The organism is Faecalimonas umbilicata (genome assembly GCF_004346095.1).
GTDB lineage: Bacteria > Bacillota > Clostridia > Lachnospirales > Lachnospiraceae > Faecalimonas > Faecalimonas umbilicata.
Genome location: NZ_SLZV01000021.1, coordinates 34,399 through 57,942, shown reverse-complemented (window position 1 = coordinate 57,942; position 23,544 = coordinate 34,399). Strand labels below are relative to the sequence as shown.

Annotated in this window: 21 protein-coding genes; 18 read left to right on the top strand and 3 right to left on the bottom strand. The window is 42.6% G+C overall.

Annotated features, from left to right (window positions below; all coding sequences use genetic code 11):
• Window positions 1–149: 149 nt before the first annotated feature.
• The 10 genes from EDD74_RS10355 to EDD74_RS10310 all read left to right on the top strand — a co-directional run bounded on the left by EDD74_RS10355 (window position 150) and on the right by EDD74_RS10310 (window position 11,329).
• On the top strand, window positions 150–1,274 hold the full coding sequence (locus EDD74_RS10355; protein ID WP_116441811.1) for an exonuclease SbcCD subunit D: 1,125 nt from the start codon (window positions 150–152) through the stop codon (window positions 1,272–1,274).
• A 2-nt stretch (window positions 1,275–1,276) separates the two neighbouring features.
• Entirely contained in the window at window positions 1,277–4,132 is a 2,856-nt protein-coding gene (locus EDD74_RS10350) for an AAA family ATPase (protein ID WP_116441812.1), read from the top strand.
• A gap of 8 nt (window positions 4,133–4,140) precedes the next feature.
• Window positions 4,141–5,517: an MATE family efflux transporter gene (locus EDD74_RS10345; RefSeq protein WP_116441813.1), complete on the top strand. Its 1,377-nt coding sequence runs from the start codon at window positions 4,141–4,143 to the stop codon at window positions 5,515–5,517.
• Between the two features lie 31 nt (window positions 5,518–5,548).
• The gene (locus tag EDD74_RS10340) at window positions 5,549–5,779 is read left to right on the top strand and encodes a hypothetical protein (RefSeq protein WP_008976307.1); all 231 of its coding nucleotides are present in this window, start codon (window positions 5,549–5,551) and stop codon (window positions 5,777–5,779) included.
• 78 nt (window positions 5,780–5,857) lie between these two features.
• A complete protein-coding gene (locus EDD74_RS10335) occupies window positions 5,858–6,292 on the top strand; it encodes a DUF6465 family protein (RefSeq protein WP_008976306.1) in 435 nt (144 codons plus the stop codon).
• 619 nt (window positions 6,293–6,911) lie between these two features.
• Window positions 6,912–7,553 (top strand): HAD family hydrolase, encoded by a 642-nt coding sequence (locus EDD74_RS10330; protein ID WP_016440144.1) that lies wholly within the window; start codon window positions 6,912–6,914, stop codon window positions 7,551–7,553.
• Between the two features lie 133 nt (window positions 7,554–7,686).
• Entirely contained in the window at window positions 7,687–8,103 is a 417-nt protein-coding gene (locus tag EDD74_RS10325; RefSeq protein WP_116441814.1) for a hypothetical protein, read from the top strand.
• A gap of 73 nt (window positions 8,104–8,176) precedes the next feature.
• Window positions 8,177–9,805 (top strand): Na/Pi cotransporter family protein, encoded by a 1,629-nt coding sequence (locus EDD74_RS10320; RefSeq protein WP_116441815.1) that lies wholly within the window; start codon window positions 8,177–8,179, stop codon window positions 9,803–9,805.
• Window positions 9,806–10,015: 210 nt separating this feature from the next.
• On the top strand, window positions 10,016–10,834 hold the full coding sequence (locus EDD74_RS10315) for a PHP domain-containing protein (RefSeq protein WP_008976302.1): 819 nt from the start codon (window positions 10,016–10,018) through the stop codon (window positions 10,832–10,834).
• A gap of 45 nt (window positions 10,835–10,879) precedes the next feature.
• A complete protein-coding gene (locus tag EDD74_RS10310; protein WP_116441816.1) occupies window positions 10,880–11,329 on the top strand; it encodes a prepilin peptidase in 450 nt (149 codons plus the stop codon).
• Window positions 11,330–11,392: 63 nt separating this feature from the next.
• On the opposite strand, the gene feoB is transcribed toward EDD74_RS10310, so the two are convergent.
• Window positions 11,393–13,438 carry a ferrous iron transport protein B gene (feoB, locus tag EDD74_RS10305; protein ID WP_008976300.1) on the bottom strand — a complete coding sequence of 682 codons (2,046 nt, stop codon included), beginning with the start codon at window positions 13,436–13,438 and terminating at the stop codon, window positions 11,393–11,395.
• Window positions 13,431–13,664, bottom strand: a complete 234-nt coding sequence (locus EDD74_RS10300; protein WP_008976299.1) for a FeoA family protein — start codon at window positions 13,662–13,664, stop codon at window positions 13,431–13,433. Before EDD74_RS10300 ends, feoB begins: the two co-directional genes overlap by 8 nt.
• Before the next feature lie 218 nt (window positions 13,665–13,882).
• Between EDD74_RS10300 and EDD74_RS10295 the strand changes: the two genes are divergently transcribed.
• Window positions 13,883–14,737 (top strand): putative ABC transporter permease, encoded by an 855-nt coding sequence (locus tag EDD74_RS10295; protein ID WP_008976298.1) that lies wholly within the window; start codon window positions 13,883–13,885, stop codon window positions 14,735–14,737.
• 95 nt (window positions 14,738–14,832) lie between these two features.
• Here the strand turns inward: EDD74_RS10295 and EDD74_RS10290 are convergent, their stop codons facing one another.
• The gene (locus EDD74_RS10290; RefSeq protein ID WP_008976297.1) at window positions 14,833–16,176 is read right to left on the bottom strand and encodes an MATE family efflux transporter; all 1,344 of its coding nucleotides are present in this window, start codon (window positions 16,174–16,176) and stop codon (window positions 14,833–14,835) included.
• Window positions 16,177–16,345: 169 nt separating this feature from the next.
• Between EDD74_RS10290 and EDD74_RS10285 the strand changes: the two genes are divergently transcribed.
• The 7 genes from EDD74_RS10285 to EDD74_RS10255 all read left to right on the top strand — a co-directional run bounded on the left by EDD74_RS10285 (window position 16,346) and on the right by EDD74_RS10255 (window position 23,532).
• Window positions 16,346–17,296: an AraC family transcriptional regulator gene (locus tag EDD74_RS10285; protein ID WP_116441817.1), complete on the top strand. Its 951-nt coding sequence runs from the start codon at window positions 16,346–16,348 to the stop codon at window positions 17,294–17,296.
• Window positions 17,297–17,369: 73 nt separating this feature from the next.
• Window positions 17,370–18,086, top strand: coding sequence for an ABC transporter ATP-binding protein (locus EDD74_RS10280; RefSeq protein WP_116442491.1), 717 nt, complete (start codon window positions 17,370–17,372; stop codon window positions 18,084–18,086).
• The gene (locus EDD74_RS10275) at window positions 18,076–19,644 is read left to right on the top strand and encodes a putative ABC transporter permease subunit (protein WP_116441818.1); all 1,569 of its coding nucleotides are present in this window, start codon (window positions 18,076–18,078) and stop codon (window positions 19,642–19,644) included. Before EDD74_RS10280 ends, EDD74_RS10275 begins: the two co-directional genes overlap by 11 nt.
• Before the next feature lie 60 nt (window positions 19,645–19,704).
• Window positions 19,705–20,874 (top strand): flagellin lysine-N-methylase, encoded by a 1,170-nt coding sequence (fliB, locus tag EDD74_RS10270; protein WP_116441819.1) that lies wholly within the window; start codon window positions 19,705–19,707, stop codon window positions 20,872–20,874.
• Window positions 20,875–20,914: 40 nt separating this feature from the next.
• Entirely contained in the window at window positions 20,915–21,433 is a 519-nt protein-coding gene (locus tag EDD74_RS10265) for a hypothetical protein (protein ID WP_008976292.1), read from the top strand.
• 38 nt (window positions 21,434–21,471) lie between these two features.
• Entirely contained in the window at window positions 21,472–22,170 is a 699-nt protein-coding gene (locus EDD74_RS10260; protein ID WP_116441820.1) for a transglycosylase domain-containing protein, read from the top strand.
• Window positions 22,171–22,365: 195 nt separating this feature from the next.
• Window positions 22,366–23,532: a DUF6070 family protein gene (locus EDD74_RS10255; protein ID WP_116441821.1), complete on the top strand. Its 1,167-nt coding sequence runs from the start codon at window positions 22,366–22,368 to the stop codon at window positions 23,530–23,532.
• Window positions 23,533–23,544: the final 12 nt, after the last annotated feature.

Sequence of the window (23,544 nt, the reverse complement as noted above, 5' to 3'; positions counted from 1 at the left end):
GTTGTGATCTGATCAGAATAGAATATTTTGAGAAGTCAGTAAGGGAGAAGTGCAGACAACAGTTGTAACTGCAAGAAAAATCCAATATAATAGAATGGGCAAAATAATAAGTATGTGTAATAAGTATGAGGAAAATGGAGTGGCAAAAGATGAAATTATTTCATATATCAGATTTACATATCGGAAAAATTCTGCATGAGGTCAATCTTCTGGAGGAACAGAAAATTGTCCTGGCACAAGTACTTGCGCTTGTGGATCTTCATATGCCGGATGGAATCCTGATCGCGGGAGATATCTATGATAAGGCAGTGCCGTCGGCAGAGGCGGTAAAAGTATTTGACACTTTTTTAAGTGAACTGGCTGACCGGGGGCTTTCCGTCTTTTTGATCAGTGGAAATCACGATTCGTCTGAGCGGATTCATTTTGCAAGCCGGATTTTGCAGAAAGAAAATATTTTTATCAAGGGGATTTTTGACGGGAAACTGGAGCCGGTAGAACTCAACAAGGATGGGCAGAAAGTTTCTGTTTATTTACTTCCTTATATAAAGCCGTTTGATGTGCGTCCGTATTATCCGGAGGAAGAGATTGACAGTTATGACCGGGCGGTGCGAACAGTCCTTTCTCATGTAGATATCAACCCGGAGGCTGTGAATATCCTTGTCGCTCATCAGTTTATTACCGGGGCAGTTTCTTCTGAGTCGGAGACTGTGATGGTTGGAGGGCTTGACAATATCGGTGCCGATGCATTTGATCTGTTTGACTATGTGGCTCTTGGACATCTTCACCGGGCACAAAAAGTAAAACGGGAGACTATCCGGTACTGCGGGACATTATTCCCGTATTCATTTGATAAAAATGAGGGCGAAAAATCAGTGACAATGCTCACAATCGAACAAGGAAAAGAGATTGTGGTGGATACACTTGCAATCCATCCACACCATGGACTTTGTACAGTATCTGGATCATTGCAGGAGGTTCTTGGTGGAGAAGGGTGCGAAGAGTATGTGAAGGTAGTACTGACTGACGGGGAAGATCAAGTGGATGTAGTACCAAGACTTCGAGTGAAATATCCGAATCTGCTGACAGTAGAATTTGAAGGAAGGACACGTGCCGCTTTAGAAGGGATCAAAAATGCAGAGCAGATTGCAGACCGCTCGCCGATGGAGTTGTTTGCGGAGTTTTTTGAAGAGCGAAGCGGGGAGAAGCTGGCGGAAGAAGACCGGACGCTTGTGGAGCAGATGATGAGAGAACTTTTAGAGGGAGGAGAGAGCTGATAATGAGACCGATCACACTGACGATGAATGCATTTGGAACTTATCTGGAAGAGACGACGATTCCGTTTGAGCAGTTTGGGACGAGCGGACTTGTTTTGATCACGGGAGATACCGGTGCGGGGAAGACAACGATTTTTGATGCTATTTCCTATGCGCTTTATGGGGAGACCAGCAGCGGAAATAAAAGGCGGAAGCCAGAGATGCTGCGAAGTGATTATGCAGATGCGAAAAACAAAACGTATGTGAGCCTGACATTTGAACACCAGAATGAGCAATATACGATCACGCGCTCTCCTGCATATTTTCGGGATGGATATGCGACAAAGACTGCTGCCACGGTGGAGATGCTACTTCCGGATGGAACTCGGTTAAAGACGGCAAAAGATATCGATGGGGAGACAAAGGGAGGAACTATCCTATTTCCTGGGAAGATACGAGAATTGCTTGGAATCTCACTAGAACAGTTCAGACAAATTGCCATGCTTGCACAGGGAGATTTTTTGAAATTGCTACATGCAGAGACAAAAGAGCGGGAAAAGATTTTCCGGACTATTTTTAATACACAGATTTTCTTTGATCTTCAGGAAAAGATTTCTGCAACTTACCTTGATAGGAAACGGAGATACGAAAGCCTCCGACAAGGGGCAGAGGAGCAATTAGGAGAAATACGGCTTTCGGAGGAAGAAACTTACGAGAAGAAGCAGCCAGAGGCAGAAGAATGTTGGGAGCGCTTAAAAAGGAATGTGAAGGAAAGAAGACTGGAAGTGCTAGACGAGATTATTCGTGATCTGAAAGTAGTCAATGCCGTTGATGTAGCAGAATTAAAAAAACTTCGTGCTGCGGAAGAACGTATGAGAGAGCATCTGACAAAACTGCAGGATTATGACAGAGAAAAAGAACGCCAGAGGAGAAATCAAGAAGACTGTGAGAAGTTTTTTCAAGAGAGGGAGCGTCTGACCGTGCAGGTACAGTCTGCACAGGAAGCTTATCAGCAAGCGGCAGGTATCGATCAGACACCATGGATCGCAGAGAAAGATCAGATTCAGAAGCAGCTGGAGATCCATGGAAAATTAGAAATGATTAGAAGCAACTGTAAAAAAAGCGAGGCAGACTGGAAGAACAAGGAAGCACAGATCCGGCAGGAAAAACTATCAGCGGAAAAGATGGCAGAAGAAAAGAAGAAGATTATAGAACAGTTGAAATTGTGGGAAACACTTCCAATCCGTCAGGAACAAAACAGACAGCGCAGAGAGCAGTGGAAGGCGCAGGAAGAAATTTTAAAACGCCTTCGATACATGCAGGAAGAAATCTACAAGAAGGAGACAGAGTTAGGAAAAATTCGCAAACGATTGCTAGGAGAACTTTGCAGGAAAGATGAGGCAAATCAGAAGTACAATGAATTGGATACGAAGAGCAGGGCGCATATGGCGGGAATTTTTGCAGCAGAATTGATAGATGGAAGTCCTTGCCCTGTTTGTGGTTCTATTTCTCATCCATCTCCGGCAGGAAAGGTGAGTGGTGTGCCGACTGCGGAGGAAGTGAAGCGGGCGCAGAAAGAACTTGAGCGGGCAAAGGAAGCCTGCGATCATACACAAGAACAGATTCAGAGAACAGAGGCGGCTGTGGAAACCGAGAAAAATCATCTGAGACAGCGTTTGAGTGAATTGTCAAAAGCATCGTGGGAGACGAAAAGATTTGAAGAGATTGCGGATTATCTAGAGCAGCTTACTGAAAAAATCACAAACCGGATAGAAGAGTTAGCGAAGGAACATGAGGAATTAGAGAAGCAAAAAGAAAAACAAGAGGCATGGAACGCACAGCTGGAAATGATTGAAGCAAGGCAAAAGGGACAGGAAGAGAGACAAAAACAGCTGCAGGAAGACAGAGAGCGGCTGCTTGGAAAGTATTTGTCTGATAAAAGTACACTGGAAGTGATGGAAAAGCAGGTGACATCCGCGAAAGAGCAGTTGGAGTCCCAGCTTACTGTGTGTATCAAAACGCTGGAGAAAATCCGAAGAGATACCGAAGCTGCACAGAAGCAGTATTTGGCATCGAAAGAATTGGCGGATAAGACAGAAGGACAACTTCGGGCAGCGAAAGAAGAAGGAGATCGTCTGCAAAATCTCTTGGAGGAACAGGAGAAAGAGCTCTTCCGGTTGGAAATCTTATCCGGAACAGAACAGGAAGGGGAGAGAGCAGAGAAGGAAGCTTTTATGAAGGAAGCTTGTGCACAGTTCCACGAAGCGTATGAGGTTTACTTACTTCGGTCCGATAAAAATGCGGAGTGTGTCCGCAAACTGGAAAAGCGGGAAAAAGAGCTGGGACAGGCGGAGACAGAGTTTGTCCAGATCCGTCGGATCCATGCAGCGGCAAATGGAAATTACAAATTTGAGACGTACATTCAAGGGGTATATTTTGACCAGATCATTGCGCAGGCAAATAAGCGGCTGACCATGATGATGCATCAGCAGTTTGAGTTGAAACGCGGAGAAAAAACTGTGGGAAACAGAGGGTTGGATCTGTTTGTTTATGATTACCGAACTGCGAAAAACCGAGATGTGCGGACACTGTCCGGCGGAGAGTCATTTGTAGCATCTCTGGCGATGGCGTTGGGATTGTCTGATATTGTGCAGCAGCATAATGGAGGGGTGAAGCTGGAAACTATGTTTATTGATGAAGGGTTCGGTTCTCTGGATGCGGATACACTGGAGCAGGCAATTCGCACTTTGAATCAAATGTCAAAAGGAAAGTGCCTGATCGGTATTATTTCCCATGTGGAAGAACTTAGAAAGCGCATTGATAAAAAAATTTATATTCATAAAACAAACCAGGGAAGTCAGGCGGAACTGGTAGTGTAGGAGGAAACATGCAGAAAGAAACAGAACAGAAAAAAAGAAAACAGATGGAAAGGTTTGATATGCTCGGAAAACATCCTGGGAGAGCGCTGATATTTTTTGCGGTGCCTATGATCCTGGGAAATCTGCTCCAGCAGTTTTACAATATGGCGGACTCTGTGATTGTCGGCAGATTTGTCGGGGAAGATGCACTTGCAGCCGTTGGCGCCTCGTACTCATTGACGACCGTGTTTATTATGATCGCCATTGGAGGCGGGGTAGGAGCCTCAGTCATTATTTCCCAATATCTCGGGGCGAAGGAATATACGAAGATGCAGACTGCAATTTCTACCGCACTTTTGACATTTCTTGCAATCAGTGTGATACTTGCAGGGTTTGGACTGTTTGCGAACAGGGCGATTTTGTCTTCGTTAAAGACGCCGGCAAACATTTTGGAAGATGCTGTGTTGTATCTGAATATTTATTTTATGGGGCTTCCATTTTTATTTATGTACAACGTACTTTCGTCAATCTTCAATGCGCTGGGAAAATCAAATATCCCGCTGTATTTGTTGATGTTTTCTACAGTACTGAACATTGCGTTGGATCTTGTGGCGGTAATTGTATTCCAGAAGGGAGTCGCGGGAGTGGCAGTGGCAACCGTGTTTGCCCAGGGAATTGCCTCGGTGCTTTCCTTTTGGATCCTGCTCTGCAGACTGAAAGAATATGAGGGGGAGGATACTCCGAAAAAATACGACGTGGAAATTCTTGGAAATATGGTAAAAATAGCAATTCCTTCCATTATTCAGCAGTCAATCGTATCTATCGGAATGTTACTTGTGCAGTCAGTTGTGAATGGATTTGGATCATCCGTTGTGGCAGGATATTCTGCGGGGATGAGGATTGAGTCCATCTGCATTGTGCCGATGATTGCAATGGGAAATGCTATTTCTACTTTTACTGCCCAAAATATCGGCGCAGGACAGACCGATCATGTAAAGAAAGGATATCGGACGGCACACGGGATTGTATTTGCATTTGCAGTAGTAATCTGTGTGACATTACTTCTGCTGAAAAAGCAGATTATTTCCATGTTTGTGGGAGGCAATGAAAGCTCTCTTGCATTTCAGACAGGAAGTTCGTATCTGTCTTTTATCGCATATTTCTTTGTATGTATTGGGCTGAAAGCGCTGACGGATGGGGTGCTGCGAGGTGCAGGAGATGTGGTTGTATTTACACTTGCTAATCTCTGCAATCTTGCAGTCCGTGTGAGTATTGCCTTTATTTGTGCGCCGCTCTGGGGCGTTCAGGCAGTGTGGTATGCGGTTCCGCTTGGATGGATGACAAACTACATCATATCCTTTGCGAGATATCTGACTGGAAAATGGGAGAGAAAGAGGTTGATCTGACGCTAGACAAGAACAGAAAGGAAAAGTGGTTATGAGACAGGAAAAATTTAAGATGGAACGGCAAGGACTTGTGGAAGAAGGTCAGAAAGTGAAAGTGACGGAGAGGGTCAATGGAAGCCTGTACAGCTATGTAGTGGAGCCGGCGGTGGCAATGTCTGGTATTTACAGAAGCAATGCCAGGATTCAATCCAGAGAAGGGATTATCCGGGAAATTCAGCAAAATGACAGAGGATTTTATCTTCTCGTAGAATTTGAGGAATAGATGACAAGTGGAAAAACCTGTGCTATAATAAATTTTGTTGTAAAAATGTCGCTAGATATGTATTAGGAGGAAATCAAAATGGTAGCAAGAAAAGCAGCAAGAAAAATGAACAATAAGAACAATACAGAACAGAGAAAAGCGACTGCAAAAAAAGCAACGGAAGCTGCAGTACAGAGTGCAGAAGAAGTTGTGATGGCAACAGAGGAAGAGACAGTAGAGGAAAAAGCAGTTGAGACAGTAGAGAAAAAAGATGCCGTGGAAGAAAAGAAGACAGAAGAGAAGAAAGTAGTAAAAAAAGCAGCTCCGAAAAAGGAGATGAAGACTTCTGTAGTAGTAGAATACAAGGGAAAACAGGTAGAAGAAAAAGAGATGATCGCGGCAGTGAAAAAAGCGTGGACAAAATCTGGACGTCGGATCGGTGAGATCAAGACAATGACACTTTATGCAAAACCAGAGGAAAATGCGGTGTACTACGTGATCAATGGAATCGATACAGGAGCAGTTCCTTTTTAGAATGTGGGACGTATCTGCAAAGTGATTTAGCAGATATGTCCTTTTTAACAGAAAACAATTAGATAAAAACTATAAAAATAGAAAAAATAGAAAATAAGTTCAAAAAATCTGAAAAAAGCATTGACAAATCTGAAAAGTATGTTATTATATAGTCATAAACATAACAAGTATAAATAAGAAACAGAAAGGAAATTGAAAGACCTGTCATTATTTTTATTTCTTATGTGGAACGGATATAACTTTAACGGACGGAGTTATATAATAGTAGAAGCAAAGATGCTTGCACAATCTAAGATAAGGAGGTACGGACCACCAGAAAGAGTAAGAAAATCTGACAAATGATAAAAAGTTGGATGTATACCCGAAAGAAGATCAGAAAGTCAGACACAAAAGAACGGAAGCTATGTATCAGTTGAGATTCAGATTTTTGGATGGTGTGCTGTATGAATAGAAGATTTGTATGACGCATTATCGGAAGAAAAGAAGGATTAAGACTACACAGTATTCAGAAAATGAGGTAAAATGAATGATTGAAGAATCAAAGTAAGAGTAGGTATTGATTAGCAAAATGATTGATACCTACTCTTACTATGTAAAAATGAGAGCAGGAGAAGGAACGATGATAAAAGCAGTTATATTTGATATGGATGGCGTATTGATCAATACGGAAAAATATCTTGTGAAATATTGGTGTCAGGCAGCGGAAGAATTGGGAATGCCGATGAAGAGAGAGCATGCATTGATGATTCGCAGTTTTTCGGGAAAATTTGCAGAGCCGTGGTTAAAAGGAATATATGGGGAGACATTTGATTACGTTGCTGTGAGGGAGAGAAGAAAAGAGATCATGGCGGAGCATTTGGCAAAGAATGGGGTGGAGATCAAGCCGGGAGTCAAAGAGACTTTGAACTATTTAAGGGAAAAAGGATACAAACTCGCAGTGGCAACTGCGACGGACCGAGAACGGGCAGAAGCATATCTGGATGAAATTGGAATTACAGAAATGTTTGACCGGATTGTCTGTGCCAACATGGTAGAGAACGGGAAGCCAATGCCGGATATTTATCTGTATGCTTGCGATCAGATCGGGGTGAAAGCAGAAGCATGTGTGGCTGTGGAAGATTCCCCTAATGGAGTGAAATCGGCGTATGGGGCAGGCTGCCGGGTAGTTATGATACCGGATCTGACACTTCCGGATGAAGAGACAAAAGGTTATCTTTGGAAACAAGTAGAAAAAATGAATGATTTGCAGCAGATTTTATAAAGACAAATCTACACATTTACTAAAATTTTACATCGATTTAACTTGTAATTGACAGTGTGAAATTAATTATGATACTCTTGAATTACAGAAGTCATAGAGAATCATAGAGAGTCAGTGACAGGGAGGCAGTGCCATGAAGAAAAGAACAAAAGCTGTTTTGACAATTTTCTTTTTGTCATTGCTTTTTTTTGTGGAAATAAATGTAGAGGCGAGAAGTGTCAGAAACATGTCGGCATATCCGGCAAAGCATGGTCAGTCTTTTGTACAGAGTGTGTGGATGGAGCAGAAGGAAGTCTTTGATGTCAGCTTGTACCGGGCGGTACTCCGTACCAAAGATATGAAACAGAAGAAAAGCAATGAAGGAAGTTTTTTACAACAATATATACCATTACAACAATGGCTCACAGGAGTTCTTTTATGGTCCATGTGCAGTGTCTGGGTGATTCCCGATATTATAGGGGTTCAGAAGAGAAAAGTCTGGTATCATCAGACGCGGATGGAGATCATACATTTGGGAGATGGAAAAAGCAGGATTCCGATGAATAGATAGGAAAAGAGATTTGCAGGCATTTTAGAAATGTCTGGAGAAAAGAAATGAGATATATTCGGAGGAAACAAAAGAAATGAGAATGGAAGATATTTTAATGTTGCTTGGAGGTTTGGCGCTGTTTCTATACGGAATGCAGATGATGAGTAACGGGCTCGAGACGGCAGCGGGCAATAAGATGAAAAGTATTTTGGAGAAGCTGACATCCAATAGGATCAAAGGTGTTGTAGTTGGGGCTGTGATCACAGCCGTGATTCAGTCTTCATCTGCTACAACTGTTATGGTGGTAGGATTTGTCAATTCGGGGCTGATGACACTGAATCAGGCAGTCTGGGTGATCATGGGAGCAAATATCGGTACAACGATCACAGGACAGCTGATCGCACTTGACATCGGAGCAATCGCACCGCTGATCGCATTTGGAGGTGTCGCAGCGATTACATTTGTGAAGAATGAACGAGTACGCCATATTAGTGAGATTTTTGCCGGACTTGGAGTGTTGTTCATCGGTATGGGAATGATGGGAGATGCAATGCAGCCGCTCCAGCAGTCCGAGACATTTGTCAACTTTATGACAAAAGCAAGTAATCCGGTTGTAGGTATTTTAGTAGGAGCAATCTTTACGGCGGTCATCCAGTCTTCCTCTGCTTCGGTAGGAATTTTACAGGCATTGGCAGGGACAGGTGTGATTCCGCTATCAAGTGCTGTTTATGTATTATTTGGACAGAATATCGGAACTTGTATTACAGCAGTTCTGGCATCTATCGGTACAAAGACAAATGCAAAGCGCGCGACCGTGATCCATTTGATGTTCAATATTTTTGGTTCGATCTTATTTACATTTATCAGTATGCTGACACCGTTTGTGTCATGGGTGGAGGCACTTTCGCCGGGCAACACGGTAGCGCAGATTGCAAATGTTCATACAATCTTTAATATTGTGACAACACTGATCTTACTTCCAGTTGGAACTTATATGGCAAAATTGGCAGTATTGATCCTTCCAGAGGGAAAAGAAGAGACAATAGAAGAACGAGGACTTAAACATATCAAAGTATTTGAAAACAGCTATTCAGTAGGAAATGAGGCTCTTGCACTCGCAGAATTGGAGCAGGAAGTGGATCGGATGCGCGGGATGGTTGCTCAAAATATCGAGGAAAGTTACGATGCAGTCTTGACTGGAAATTTAGGAGCATGGGATTCTTTAAAAGAGAGAGAAGAGTATATTGATTATCTGAATGCAGAAATTTCAAAATACATTGTTCGCCAGATGTCCGGAGAAAAGTCGGTTGCAGGATCTAAGAGTATGAGCAGTTACTATATTATTGTAGGCAATATTGAGCGGATCGGAGATCATGCAATGAATATTTTAGGATATGCAAAGAATCTGAACGAATGGGGAATCCAGCTGTCACAAGAAGCTTTGGAGGAAGTAAGACAGATGAAGAAAATTTGCGAGAAAGCGTTGGCAGATATCAGTATGCACAATGGAAGCAGAAAGGAATTTCTTGAGAAGGCTGCGCGGAATGAGCAAAAGATCGATGATCTTGAAGAAATGTACCTTAAGAAACAGATTGAGAGAATGAAGTCAGGATCCTGCAATGCAGAGGCAGGAATTCTGTTCTCGGAACTGTTGACAGACTTTGAAAGAATCGGCGATCATGTGTTGAATATTGCGGAACAGTATCAGCATATGGCGCGATAGAGTGAAGTTGTGATCAATTAGGATGCGAGTGAGGAACATAACATTCAACCAATAAAAATATTAATAAGAATCAGGATAAATTGGGAAAAGACAGAACAGTTTATCCTGATTTTTTAGTTTTTTAATCTTTCTAATATTTTTGTTCTATCATTGAACTTTACAGAAAAAAGGGTATAATAAAAGTAGATAGTAAGACAAGGAGGCAGGCTTATGAAGATTGATATGCATTGTCACGTAAAAGAAGGTTCTGTGGATAGTAAGGTAAGTCTGGAAGAATATATTACCCTGTTGAAAGAGAAAGGTTTTGACGGGATGTTGATCACAGATCACAACACATACAAGGGGTACCGATACTGGAAGGAACATATCAAAGGGAAAAAACATACAGATTTTGTTGTCCTGAAAGGAATTGAATATGATACAAGTGATGCGGGACATATTATTGTAATCATGCCGGAAGGAGTTAAGATGCGGATGCTGGAGATGAGAGGACTTCCGGCAGCAGTCTTGATTGATTTTGTACATCGAAATGGTGGAATTTTAGGACCGGCACACCCGTGCGGAGGAAAATATTTGAGTTTTACGAATACGAAACGATATTTTAAGAATCCGGAACTGATCAAGAGATTTGATTTTATGGAAGCGTTTAATGCGTGCGAATCGGTGGAGTCGAATGAGGGAGCACTGCGGCTTTCGCAGAAGTATCAGAAGCCGGGAATCGGAGGCAGTGATGCCCACAAGCCAGAATGTGTCGGAAAAGGAGCGACCATTCTTCCGGAGAGGGTTACTTGTGAGACAGAGCTGATTTCTTTGATCCGTAAGAAAGGTCCTTTAGAAGCAGGTGGAACACTCTATAATAAGACGACAAAAGAAAAGATGGGAAAGGCTGGAAAACTTCTCACGTATTCTTTTTGGATTTATAACAAAGGCGGAGGGCTTTTGAAATATTATAAAAGAAAAGTAAAAGGAAAAGAGGAGAATCCGATCGATCCGATCGATCCGATCGAGCTCCATTATTTGAATAAATAAAGCTTTTGTTCAGAAAGTCAGATCAATCGTTTGCAAGGAGGGACGATGAAGTTTTTTAATCAAATGATCATCACAGGGATGCTGACAAAAATTGCAGTCACAGATTGGAAAGAACAGAAGATTTTCAATCAGGATGTCACAATATTGTTCTGTTATTGTCTCATGCAGTTATTCTTTTGCCTGAATCAAGGTGAATGGGGAAGACTTCTTTTTTATGTGATTTCCGGAGTGTGTTCTGCCAGTGGGGTGCTTGTGCTGATTACGATTTTAAGGCCTGGAGCCTTTGGAGGAGGAGATATCAAATTAATGGCAGCAGTGGGAAGTTTGCTGGGGCCTGTAAAAAGCCTGTATTCCCTGACTGCTGCCATTATTTTATGTGGGATCTATATTCTTGCCGGGATGGCAAGTGGTAAGATCAAACGAAATTCAGTTGTTGCATTTGGACCATTTCTCTGTGCTGGAATCTTATACCATCTGTGGAGCATGCCCATCTGATCTTATCAGATGGACTGTCATTTCAACTACACCTATCTAGAAAATTTCCATATTTTTGAAAAATTAAAATAACAGTCCGATATGGTATACGAGGAAACTCATAACCCATGCGACAGCAAACTGGAAGAAAATGATCAGTGCTGTCAGTTTTTTGCTCTCTACTTCCCGGTTGATCGTTGCGATGGTAGCAGTACACGGGATATAAAGAAGGCAAAATACCATTAGTGCATAGGCATTTGCTGCCCCGAATCCAAGAGCGCCGAGTGTTGCAACCATGGTACTCATACCATCTGTAGTTGTAATGTTTTGTACCCCGAATAAAACGCTGCAGCTTGATACAACGACTTCTTTTGCTGCAATTCCTGCAATCAGGGCAACGACAATCTGCCAGTATCCGAGTCCGACTGGTGCAAAGAGAGGAACAGCTGCTTTCCCGATGATAGATCCAAAGCTGTTTGAAATATCTGTCACATATCCGGAAGGACCAAAGTTTAATAATCCCCATAAGATAACGGAAGCAACAAAGATGACTGTTCCGGCTTTCGTGAGGTAGTCCTTTACTTTCTCCCAGACATAGATTGCGATTGTTCTGGCATTTGGAGACTTATATTCCGGAAGTTCGATCAAAAGTGCATGTTCGGCTTTGCTTCCATCTAATTTGGATAAGACAAAAGCAGTAGTGATCGCAACGATGATTCCGAGCAGATACATAGAGTAAGATACAAGCATTGCATGTTTTGGAAAGAACATCTGCGAAAACAATACATAGATTGGAAGTCTTGCACTGCACGACATAAACGGTGTGATCAAAATAGTTTTTAACCGGTCCTTGCGGTGTTCCAGTGCACGGGAGGCCATGACGGCAGGAACAGAACATCCAAATCCGAGCAGAAGCGGAATGAAAGCACGTCCGGAAAGTCCGAGATGTCCCATAATATCATCCATGACGAAGGCGACACGAGCCATGTAGCCGCTGTCTTCCAAAAAGGCAAGCGCGAGAAACAGGATGAAAATGTTTGGCAGGAAAGTCAGAATTCCGCCGACACCGGAGATGATACCATCTACAACCAGGGAAATCATCATGTCGCCTACATGTAGGGAGGTAAGTCCGCTTGTCACTGCTGCCGAGAAGGATTCCAAAAAGATTTCAAAATATCCTTTGAGCCAGTCGCCGACGGTAAAGGTCAGCAGAAAGACAAGTGCCATAATTCCGAGAAAGAGTGGAAGTCCCCAGATCCTGTGTGTGAGAAAGTGGTCTAATTTCTCGGTAAAAGCTTCTTTTTCTGATTTGTTGACCAGTATCTCCTGAATGATCTCCTCGATAAAATCGTATTTTTGATTGATGATCTCCTGTTCATAGCTGCGGTCGATGATCTTCTCAAGATCTGGAAGAGGAAAGGCCGCTGTGACAGATTCATCTTTCTCAAGCAGCTTGATTGCATGCCATCGAGGGTTTTCAAGCGTTGGGTAGGAGCAGGCGAGTGCATCCATGATCACATCAATCTTATCTTCAAGGGCATCCGAATAGACCATCGCATATTCTGTATGATGATTGTGTTCATGACGGCTCTGTTTGTCGTGATGATGATGAATCAGAGGATTCTGGATCGCATGGTCTGCATGATGGGATACTGCGTGCATCAGAACAGAGAGCCCGCTTTTTTTTCGTGCAGAAACCGGAATGGCAGGAATGCCGAGCATTTCCGGAAGTCTGTGCAGATCAATTTCCATTCCACGTTCTTCGACAATGTCCATCATGTTCAGCGCAAGAATGACCGGTTTCCCAAGCTCGATCAGCTGAAGCGTCAAATACAGGTTGCGCTCGAGACACGAGGCATCTACTACGTCCACAATGACGTCAATCTCATCGCTCATGATGCATTCGCGTGAAACTTTTTCTTCCATTGTATAGGAAGTTAGACTGTAAATTCCCGGGAGATCTACCAGTTTGAACTGTTCTCCTTCATAAGTTGTGTAGCCTTCTTTTTTCTCGACCGTGACGCCAGGCCAGTTTGCCACCTTGAGGTTCGCCCCGGTAAAGGCGTTAAAAAGTGTGGTTTTCCCACAGTTTGGGTTGCCGATGAATCCGACATTGATCGTTTTACTCATGGGAAGCTGCCTCCTTTACTGTGATATGGTCTGCAATCCGCTTTCCGACAGCAAATCTTGTGCCGCGGAACTTTACAGTCATGGAGCCACGTTTTTGATTATTTAAAATAGTGATGCGGGTTCCGGGGGTCAGACCAAGTGCTTCCAGCCGACGTTCCAGTGGAAGTTCCAGATCCATCGCCTCTACAATGTAAGTCGTGTTATCTTTTCCTTGTTTTAACTGCATAGGATCATGTTTCTCCTTTTGTAATTGTGTTAATGATAATGATTATTCATTATCATTATAATAAAGAACCGGGGAAAGTACAAGAATTTCTGAATGGAAATTGCAAAAAGATATTTACAGAGAAGAAGTTCCTCTATATAATGAAATTTATCTTTAAGGCAGAATGCTGCTGAACGTGTGAGATGGTAAGCAGCAGAAGGAAAAGAAAGGGTGAGAGTATGTCGGTTTATTTTATCTTGCTATATTTTTTTGTATATGGATTTCTTGGGTGGTGTACGGAAGTTGCATTTGCAGGCGTTAAGGAAGGAAAGTTTGTCAACAGAGGATTTCTAAATGGTCCGATCTGTCCGATTTATGGAGTAGGGGTGGCTGTTGTTGTGTCCTGTCTGGATGGGCTCAAAGACAATCTGATCCTGCTATATATTTCTTCCGTTGTACTTGTGACAGCGTTGGAGTGGTTTACCGGATTTATTTTGGATAAACTGTTTCATAATAAGTGGTGGGATTATTCTTCCATGCCACTGAATCTGAATGGATATGTGTGTCTTTTGTTTTCTTTGATCTGGGGTGTGGCATGTGTACTGATCGTGAAGATTTTACATCCGTTGATCCATAAAGCACTGGACTTTTTGCCGGAATTTGTGGGCTGGACATGCATTGTGTTGTTTGGGGTGACTTTGTTTGTAGATTTGTATGTGACAGTGACAGATATTTTGAAGATGAATCGAAAGCTGGCCAAGATGAATGAAATTGCCACAGAACTTCATCGGATCTCAGATGAGATTGGGGAAAATATTTACGAAGATGTCACAGAGGCATTGGAACTGAAAGAAGAGATGGCGGACCGTCTGAAAGAGCGGGCAGCAGAGTTCCATGAGAGAAGAAAGGATCTTTCAGAAGATATGCGGGAGCAGATCATTGAACTGCGCAAACATTATCGGGAGTTGATTTTGAGAAATCCGGCGCATATGAAGCGAATCATCCGGGCATTCCCGAAGCTGGAGTCTAGAAAGTACAAAGATGCATTGGAAGACCTTCGTGAGTACATTCGGAAAAATGGAAAGAAGAAATAGAATAGAAAGAGAAAGAAGGATTTTGCAGATCTTCATTGAGAAGATTTTGCAAAATCCTTTTTTTGAATGAATAGGAACGGTGTTTTGCTGCGTTGCTAAGAGAAATTCTGCCTTTTTAATTTTTTCATGGTAGAAATGTAAAGAGGAACGAGGATGATATTTGCTGCGATCCATGCTGCCGGATTCGCAAAACAGATGGCAGTGTAACCGAAAGCGGATGACAAGAATGCAACGATTGTCCGGGCAAGCATTTCAAAAAGCCCAGCTCCCATAGCAATCACACTGTGTCCAAGTCCCTGTAGCGTATTTCTGAAAATCAGCAGGGAAGCAAGCGGAAAGAAAGTACAGCTGTTAAAGAACAGAAGCTTCTGGATGCATTCTGTGATATACGGAGTCATATCACTCTGCTTCATAAAGAGCAGAGACATCGGCAGACAGACAAGATTGATCAGAATCATCAGCACGATAGAGCAGACGACAGAGAAAATCATAGAAATTTTCACGCCATTTTGAATTCGGTCAATTTTGCCGGCTCCGAGGTTTTGACCGGAGTAGGTCGCAAGTGTTGCGCCAAGAGCTTCAAACGGCTGTGTAAAGATCATCAAGATCTTCATAGCAGCATTGACTGCCACAACGGCATCGGCGCCGAGCAGGTTTACTGCACTCTGGAGGACAACACTTCCGATTGCTGTGATAGAAAACTGCAGTCCCATTGGGATTCCGATGATCGTGGACTGACGGATGGAATGGAGGTCAATTTCCCATTCTTCTTTTTGGAATGTGAGGATGTCGTACTTCTTTTTCAGATAGACGATGCAGAGAATACCGGATAATGCCTGAGAAATCACGGTTGCGATCGCGGTTCCGGAAACGCCCATATGAAAGATACAGACAAAAATCAAATCCAGAATGACATTCATAAATGCGGAAAACAACAAAAAGTACAGTGGAATTTTGCTGTCGCCCAGTGCACGAGAAATATTGGCAGGTACATTATAAAGAAGCGTGGCAGGAATCCCGAGAAAAATGATAAAGATGTAAGTGTAAGCATCCTTATAAATACTGTCCGGTGTCTGCATCAAGCGTAAAAGTGCTCCTGTAGAGCAGGCGATGACGATAGTCAGCCCAATGCCGAGCACGATAGAAATTTGCACTGCGGCAGCGATCTTTCTGCGCATGTCCGATAATTTATTTGCACCATAGCGTTGTGCAACGGGGATGCAGAGACCGCTGCTTAACCCGAGCACAAATCCGATAATGAGAAAGTTTAACGAACCTGTGGAGCCTACTGCGGCAAAGGCATCCTTTCCGACAAAACGGCCGACGATAATACTGTCTGCCATATTATAGAGCTGTTGAAATACATTCCCGATGAAAATCGGAAATGCAAAAATTAAAATACGTTGAAAAATATTTCCGGTTGTCAGATCTTTTTCCATAAAAATTTCCTTTCTGAATGATATGATTGGTATTGCAAGTGATAGAATAGAACAAAGTTTTCATTTTGTACATGTAAAATAACGCATAGTTCTTGTAAAATAGCGATATTTTAGATATCCTTGGAAATAGAAAATCATATGGAGAAAAGTTGAAAGGAGCATGATATATATGTATTTTTGCCTGAACACAGATCAGATTCCGAAGATATCATACATGAACAAAACCGATATGCAGGAAGGCTGGATACATTTTCTGCGGACAGCAGAGGAATATATTTTGTATTTTGTCAGACGTGGGACGATGTACTTAAGAGAGGGAGACAGAAAGTATGAAATCCGGGAAGGAGAATATATTTTATTGCAGCCCGGTATGACTCATGTTGGTTACAGAGAATCAGAATGTTCCTATTATTATATTCATTTTGGGGCGGAAACGTTACAGGAACTTTCCTGTACGGAAGAAGGAAAAATCAGAGAAGTATTATCAGAAAACCGCAAGTTGTTCTATCAATGCGATCCGCTTGGATATGAATTTTATGAAAAATCAAAATTGATTTTTCCGAAGACCATGCGGATAGAAAGTCCGGGGATCCGGCAGAAGATCCAGAGGCTGATCGAGGAGGCAATCGATGCATTTGTCTATCGGAAAGAACATTTTAAGTTGATTTGTTCCTGCAAATTGATCGAGGTACTTACTGAAGTGGGCGCATACTATTCGCATACGGTATTCAATGAAAGAGAAGATGACCCGATTCAAGTGCAGCACAGAGAGAAAGTTCAGTTGATCCTAAATTTTCTATATGGCGCTTATGGACAGAAGATTACCGGGAAGCGGATTTCGAATTTGTGCAGTATGAGTTTTGACTATCTAAATCGAATGTTTAAAAAGCAGACGGGAATTACAATTTTTGAGTATCTGAACCGAATACGGATCAACAAAGCAAAGGAGCTTCTGCTCACAGGAACGATGAAATCCAGTGAGATTGCGGCGGCAGTCGGATATTGTGATGAATATCATTTCAGTAAAGCATTTAAAAAGGCTGCCGGAGTATCTCCGCGGAAATACCTGGAGGGAAATCATGTCTTGACATCCGAAAAGAAAGAAGATATATTGTATTAAAACAATAATACAAATGAAGTAAGAGTGACAGAGAGTGCATGGGAGACTAGAGAGAAAGGGTGGAAAAGAAAGTATGTTGCGGATCGAACATTTTTCAAAAAGATATAAAGGTGGAAAAAAGGCGGTGGATGATCTGAATCTTTTTGTGGAGGCAGGAGATATTTATGGATTCATCGGACATAACGGAGCCGGGAAAAGTACCACGATCAAATCGGTGGCAGGTGTGCTGGAGTTTGAGGAGGGAACGATCACGATTGACGGGATAGACATCAAAGAGAATCCGGTTGCTTGCAAAAAGTGTATGGCATACATTCCGGACAATCCGGATCTTTACGAACATCTGACAGGAATTCAGTATCTGAACTTTATCGGGGATATTTTTGAGGTGGAAGCGTCTGTGAGAAAAGAGCGGATTCAGAGGTATGGGGATCAGTTTGCATTGACGGGTGCGCTCGGAGATCCGGTGGCATCCTATTCTCATGGAATGAAGCAGAAACTGGCAATTATCTCGGCGTTGATTCATGAGCCAAAGTTAATGATTTTGGATGAACCATTTGTTGGGCTGGATCCGAAGGCAACGCTGCTTTTGAAAAACACGATGCATGAGATGTGTCGAAGAGGAGCGGCTATTTTTTTCTCCACCCATGTACTGGATGTGGCGGAGAAACTCTGCAACAAGGTTGCGATCATCAAAGATGGAAAACTGGTTGTTTCTGGAGAGATGGAGTCGATCCTGAAAGATGCATCCCTCGAACATCTCTTTATGGAGGTGACGGAGCATGAGAAGTAAATGTCTTCTGTTAGTGAAAATACAGATTCAGAATCTAGGCCTAAAAAAGAAGTGGGGAGTAAAACAGATCTTTCTGGCAGCGATATATGTGATACTTCTTGCAATGCTGGCATCTTATTCCTTTGGTTTGGCGTTTGGACTTGGATTCCTTGGAATGGAAGAACTGGTTCCCGGATGTGCGGTCATACTGCCGGGGATCGTGACATTTTTTTTCTCAATGCTGAAGACGAACGGGATATTGTTTGCTTATAAGGATTATGAGATGCTGATGTCCCTTCCAGTGCCGACACGGACAGTCATCGCGAGCCGTTTTCTCCTCATGTATCTGTTTCATCTGGGGATGACAGCATTTGTGCTTGTACCGATGGGGATTGGATATTTTCTTTGGGCAGAGAGCTCTGTCATGGCAGTTCTGATATGGATTACCGGAATCTTTTTGATTCCTCTGATTCCGACAGCGGCAGCGACACTTGTAGGAGCCGGAATTATATTTATTTCAGCGAGATTTCGCCGTGCAAATGCAGTGTCCACAGTTCTTACAGTATTGCTTACTATGTCAGTACTGATTGCCTCTTTTGGAAGTACAGCTGTGATTCCAGAGGAAGGATTTACACCAGAACAGATTGGAATGATCGGTAAAGCACTGAGAGACAGTATCTATCAAATGTATCCCCCGGCGAATTGGTTCTTCAGAGGCGTGACAGGGGCGGGGCTGATGGATTTCTTTCTGTTTGCTGCTTTGTCAGTGGGAGTGTATCTGATTTTTGTTGTGCTTGTATCAAAAAATTACAAAAAAATGAATACCGCATTGATGACACATCGGACAAAGGGGAATTATCAAGTAGAGAAAATTACAGCAAAACATCCGGTGACGGCGATCTGCCAAAAGGAGATAAGACGGTTTTTTGGTTCTACCATTTACTGTGTGAATATGGGAATCGGTGTGCTCATGAGTCTGATGTTGGCAGTGGCGTCATTCTTTGTGTCAGATGCAGATCTAAAGCGGATGCTCGGAGTGCAGATTCCAGAACAGATGTTGAAGGGAATCCTCCCACTGATTCTTGGGGCATTGATCATGATGACATGTACGACAAGTGTTTCCCTGTCCCTGGAAGGGAAAAATCTGTGGATTCTCAAATCACTTCCAATTACGAAGGAAGAAATCTATAAAGGAAAAATGTTGTTCAATTTGTTGCTTCAGATTCCGACAGCACTGATTAGTTCTGCACTTCTCGCAGTACGGTTTCGTGTTACGGGAATGACACTTATCACACTGTTTGTCTATCCGGTGGCGGCAGCTTTTGCGGGGACCGTGTGGGGATTGTTTATCAATTTGAAGCTGCCGGTTTATAACTGGACAAATGAGACAACCGTAGTCAAGCAGAGTGCAGCTTCCTTTTTTGCCTTGATTTTTGGAATCATTGTGAGCATTCCGTTTATGGGACTCATATTTTTTGTGGGAGATGTTTCGGTGGGAGTTCTTGGAGTGGCAGAAGCAGGGGTGCTGCTCCTGATTGCAGCGGGACTTTGGAGTTATTGCAGGAGAGTGGAATTTTAACACTCTCCTTTTTGCTTGACATTTAGTTTTCAGGGAAATAAGATAGAGGAAAGGCAATGAATGGAAAGGATAGAAGGAAACATGTTATATACCGTGCCGCATTATTATAGAAAGTTTCAGTGTACCGCATCTGCGTGTACAGACACTTGCTGTGCCGGATGGCAGATTATGATCGATGACAAGTCACTTAGAAAATATAAAAAGATACCAGGCGCATTTGGAAACCGTATGAAAAATTCTGTGGACTGGAAGGAAGGCGCTTTTTTACAATATAAGGGAAGGTGCGCTTTTTTAAATGAGGAAAATCTGTGTGATCTGTACGCGGAGAAGGGAGAACAGATGCTTTGCCGGACTTGCAGAATGTATCCCCGCCATATCGAGGAATATGAGGGGATCCGAGAAATCTCTCTTTCCCTCTCATGTGTGGAAGCGGCAAAGATTATACTTGGCGGCAAAGAACCGATTCGTTTTTTGAACAAAGAAGATGACAGAGAAGAAACGTATGAATCCTTTGACTTTTTCTTATTTACAAAACTGATGGATGTTCGGGAGGCGATGATCGGTATTCTCCAAGATCGGAAGGAGTCAATGGAAGTTCGGATCGGGAAGGTGCTGGCGATCGCCCATGATGTACAGCGAAGAATCCGGGGAGAAGCTCTTTTTGAGATTGATCAGCTGCTTGAGCGTTATCAAAAGGAGAAGAATCGTGAGAGGTTCAGAGAAAAATTAGAGAAAATTAGACCAAAAAGCAGATCACGTTATGAGATAATGAGTCAGATGTTCCAAGTCTTTGGAAAACTGGAAGTATTAAAGGCGGATTGGAAGCCTTATATAGAATCTGTGGAGCAGAAGCTGTTTGGACAAGGTGAGGCATTTTATCAGGAAGCATTTGCGCGGTTTGAAAGAGAAGTTTGTAAAGAAGAGCGTTGGGAAATTTATCTGGAACAGCTGATGGTATATTTTCTCTTCACATATTTCTGCGGAGCTGTTTATGATGAGATGGCATACGAGAAGGCGAAATTCGCAGTTGCCAGCACACTGTTGATTCAGGAGATGGTGTTTGCCTCCTTCCTTTCACATGGGAAATTTCCACAGGTGGAAGAGGTGGCAGAGATTGCACACAGGTATGCCAAGGAAGTGGAGCACTCAGATACGAATTTAAAACGGTTGGAAGAACTTTTTCAGAAAGAAAAATCGTTCCATCTGTTATCGCTTCTGGCGGTAGTATAGATCGAGAAGTAAAGCAGAATAAAAAAGGGGTTAGAAGTAAATGGCGACATTGACAAAGGAGATGAAGATTTTTTCCTATCAGACAAGTCCGGTTGTGGGTTGGGAAGGCGAGTACGGTGGATTTTCCCTGGAACTTTTTGGAAATGGAAATCTGAGATATTGTACTTATAAATTGTTTGATGATATTCAGCTGATGCAGATGTTTAAGGTGGATCGAGATACTGTATACGGAATTTATGAACTGATCCAGGAGACGAAAGAAGAAATTGGGGAGATACCGAGGAATCTTGATAATGGTTCTCATGAAGGTTGGATCAATGAGTTTCATTTTATTGGGCAGGAAAAGATCGTGGCTCGAAATATTAAGACATCACTGCCGAAACTTACGATGTTCACAAAGCGTTCTTATTACGAAAAATATAGGGAGAACATGGCAAATGAGAACAGTGTGTTGCGGATCTTTCATGAAATTTGCCGTCTGTTGCGTACCCAGGGGGTGCGTCTGTCTCTGGGACAGTGCAAAATTGATCAAGATTTTAAGCTGAAGGTGACATGGTAAGAAAGTGAAAAGCAGGACATACAAAGGAGGAGAGGCGTATGAAATGGATTCGCAGAATACTGGTAGGGATGCTTCTGATCATTGTCTGTGCAGGGGGATTTGTTGCCGGGAAGGGATATCGGATGTATCAGGAGGCGCTGGAAGAGAAGAGTCTTGTGCAGATCCGGAAGGAAACAGTGGAAGATGAAAATTTCGTATCGGCAGAGCAGCTCCCGGATATTTACAAGAAAGCAGTTGTGTCAGTGGAAGATAAACGGTTTTACAGACATAAAGGAATTGATCCTATTGGAATTGCGCGGGCATTCTATCACAATATCCGTGCGAGAAAGCTTTTGGAGGGAGGAAGCACGATTACTCAACAGGTGGCAAAAAATTTCTATTTTGACATGGATCAAACAGTTGAGCGGAAGATTGCCGAGATATTTATGGCAATTGCGATGGAAAAAGAATTTACAAAAGAGGAGATTTTAGAACTATATGTAAATCATATTTACTTTGGGGATGGATATGACTGTGTAAGAGAGGCAAGTCTTGGATATTTTCAAAAAGAACCCGGACAGATGAATGACTATGAGAGTACGTTGCTGGCGGGAATCCCAAATGCACCATCAGTTTATGCGCCGACTAAAAATCCGGAACTTGCCAAACAGAGACAGCAGCAAGTGTTAGAGACGATGGTAAAAAATGAGATGCTCACGGAGGAAGAGAAAAATGAGATTCTGGCGCAGGCAGAATAGAGAAAAGCGTTTGTAGAAAAGGGATTGACAATTAAATACTACAAATGTAATATAAAAGAAAGGAAAGCGGAGCGCTTTCTTATCTTTTTACGACAAAATATTACAAATGTAAGAATAGCAACCGTATAGGGTCAAAGGAGCTGGTGGCGATGATTTGTTCTGAAAAGACAGTGGAAAAAGAAAGGGGAGATAGAAATGGAGACAGGACAAGGAAAAAAGAGAAAGAAGCGGTGTGTGTGCAAGTGTGTTTTACTGTTTTTGACAATACTTCTTCTGTCTGTCTGCGTGCAGGGATGTGATCGCACAGATGAGAAGGCAAAAGTAGAAGTGTCCGGGGAGATTACGAAATCAGAGCAGGAGATTCTGCTTGCGGAAGCAGAAACAGCGGCAAAAGATTATCAGAAGATTTATAAGGAAAAGCCGGAGATTTCTTTGAAAGAGATGGTAGAAAAAATGGGGAAACGGGGGTATATTATAATAGATGAAAATAATCAGACCAATTTGCAGAATCCGAAGAAGCTAAGAAAGTTCTGCGAAGAGATAGCATCCGGCAGAGAGGGAACCGTACGGTTTTACCGAGCGCTGGAAAGAAACGGAATCCGGCAGACCGATCTGACTTTTGATGGAACAAACCTGATCATAACGAATGTTGTCCTAAGCAGAGAGAAAGAAGATCAGTTTATCTCGTATATGGAGCGTTATGCAGCAAAGGAGTGGAAGGTAACCGAGAAAGGATATTTAATCTATAAGAAATATCGTCCGGCAGGTTATGATGGAGAGGATGCAGTCGATGCAGTTCGGATGGAACCGATTCCGGATGAGTTAAGAGAAGTGTGTAAACGTTATGTTCCACAAAGTGGGTACTACAACGGAGGGTTATTTTTTGAGGAGTGGAATGAGAAGAATTATGACAGACTGGATTTTCGGTCGTTGTTTGAAGAGTTTTACCGGATACAGAATGGAAATTATCCGGCAGATGATGCATATCCGGAGGGAATTCCGGCGCAGGAATTTGAGTCGGTAGTGCAGAGTTACCTTTCGGTTCCGGTAGAAATTCTTCGGGGAAGGCAGGAGTATCAGAAAGAAAAGAACTGTTATAAACGGGAAGAAATGTTGTATCGAAGATATAATATTACAAATGTGCCGGTGCCGGAGGTGACAGCTTATAAGGAAAATCCAGATGGAACATTGACCATAACGGTGGAGGCGGTCTGGAAAGAACGGATGACAGATTGTGCGTTCATACATGAAGTGACCGTAAGGCAACGAGGGGAGAGAAGTTTCCAGTATATTGGAAATAGGATCATTCAGTCGGAGGAGAATATGCTTCCAACTTATATGGAAGAGGCTGAGAAAAAGTAGAAGGGAGTATTC

What these genes read in the sequence shown, in the direction of transcription:
- EDD74_RS10300 (WP_008976299.1), bottom strand. Translation starts at nt 13,664, where the DNA reads ATGCAGTTAAAACAAGGAAAAGATAACACGACTTACATTGTAGAGGCG.
- EDD74_RS10310 (WP_116441816.1), top strand. Translation starts at nt 10,880, where the DNA reads ATGAAGTTTTTTAATCAAATGATCATCACAGGGATGCTGACAAAAATT.
- EDD74_RS10350 (WP_116441812.1), top strand. Translation starts at nt 1,277, where the DNA reads ATGAGACCGATCACACTGACGATGAATGCATTTGGAACTTATCTGGAA.
- EDD74_RS10295 (WP_008976298.1), top strand. Translation starts at nt 13,883, where the DNA reads ATGTCGGTTTATTTTATCTTGCTATATTTTTTTGTATATGGATTTCTT.
- EDD74_RS10290 (WP_008976297.1), bottom strand. Translation starts at nt 16,176, where the DNA reads ATGGAAAAAGATCTGACAACCGGAAATATTTTTCAACGTATTTTAATT.
- EDD74_RS10325 (WP_116441814.1), top strand. Translation starts at nt 7,687, where the DNA reads ATGAAGAAAAGAACAAAAGCTGTTTTGACAATTTTCTTTTTGTCATTG.
- EDD74_RS10280 (WP_116442491.1), top strand. Translation starts at nt 17,370, where the DNA reads ATGTTGCGGATCGAACATTTTTCAAAAAGATATAAAGGTGGAAAAAAG.
- EDD74_RS10255 (WP_116441821.1), top strand. Translation starts at nt 22,366, where the DNA reads ATGGAGACAGGACAAGGAAAAAAGAGAAAGAAGCGGTGTGTGTGCAAG.
- EDD74_RS10260 (WP_116441820.1), top strand. Translation starts at nt 21,472, where the DNA reads ATGAAATGGATTCGCAGAATACTGGTAGGGATGCTTCTGATCATTGTC.
- EDD74_RS10340 (WP_008976307.1), top strand. Translation starts at nt 5,549, where the DNA reads ATGAGACAGGAAAAATTTAAGATGGAACGGCAAGGACTTGTGGAAGAA.
- EDD74_RS10345 (WP_116441813.1), top strand. Translation starts at nt 4,141, where the DNA reads ATGCAGAAAGAAACAGAACAGAAAAAAAGAAAACAGATGGAAAGGTTT.
- EDD74_RS10315 (WP_008976302.1), top strand. Translation starts at nt 10,016, where the DNA reads ATGAAGATTGATATGCATTGTCACGTAAAAGAAGGTTCTGTGGATAGT.
- fliB (WP_116441819.1), top strand. Translation starts at nt 19,705, where the DNA reads ATGGAAAGGATAGAAGGAAACATGTTATATACCGTGCCGCATTATTAT.
- EDD74_RS10275 (WP_116441818.1), top strand. Translation starts at nt 18,076, where the DNA reads ATGAGAAGTAAATGTCTTCTGTTAGTGAAAATACAGATTCAGAATCTA.
- EDD74_RS10355 (WP_116441811.1), top strand. Translation starts at nt 150, where the DNA reads ATGAAATTATTTCATATATCAGATTTACATATCGGAAAAATTCTGCAT.
- EDD74_RS10265 (WP_008976292.1), top strand. Translation starts at nt 20,915, where the DNA reads ATGGCGACATTGACAAAGGAGATGAAGATTTTTTCCTATCAGACAAGT.
- EDD74_RS10285 (WP_116441817.1), top strand. Translation starts at nt 16,346, where the DNA reads ATGTATTTTTGCCTGAACACAGATCAGATTCCGAAGATATCATACATG.
- feoB (WP_008976300.1), bottom strand. Translation starts at nt 13,438, where the DNA reads ATGAGTAAAACGATCAATGTCGGATTCATCGGCAACCCAAACTGTGGG.
- EDD74_RS10320 (WP_116441815.1), top strand. Translation starts at nt 8,177, where the DNA reads ATGAGAATGGAAGATATTTTAATGTTGCTTGGAGGTTTGGCGCTGTTT.
- EDD74_RS10330 (WP_016440144.1), top strand. Translation starts at nt 6,912, where the DNA reads ATGATAAAAGCAGTTATATTTGATATGGATGGCGTATTGATCAATACG.
- EDD74_RS10335 (WP_008976306.1), top strand. Translation starts at nt 5,858, where the DNA reads ATGGTAGCAAGAAAAGCAGCAAGAAAAATGAACAATAAGAACAATACA.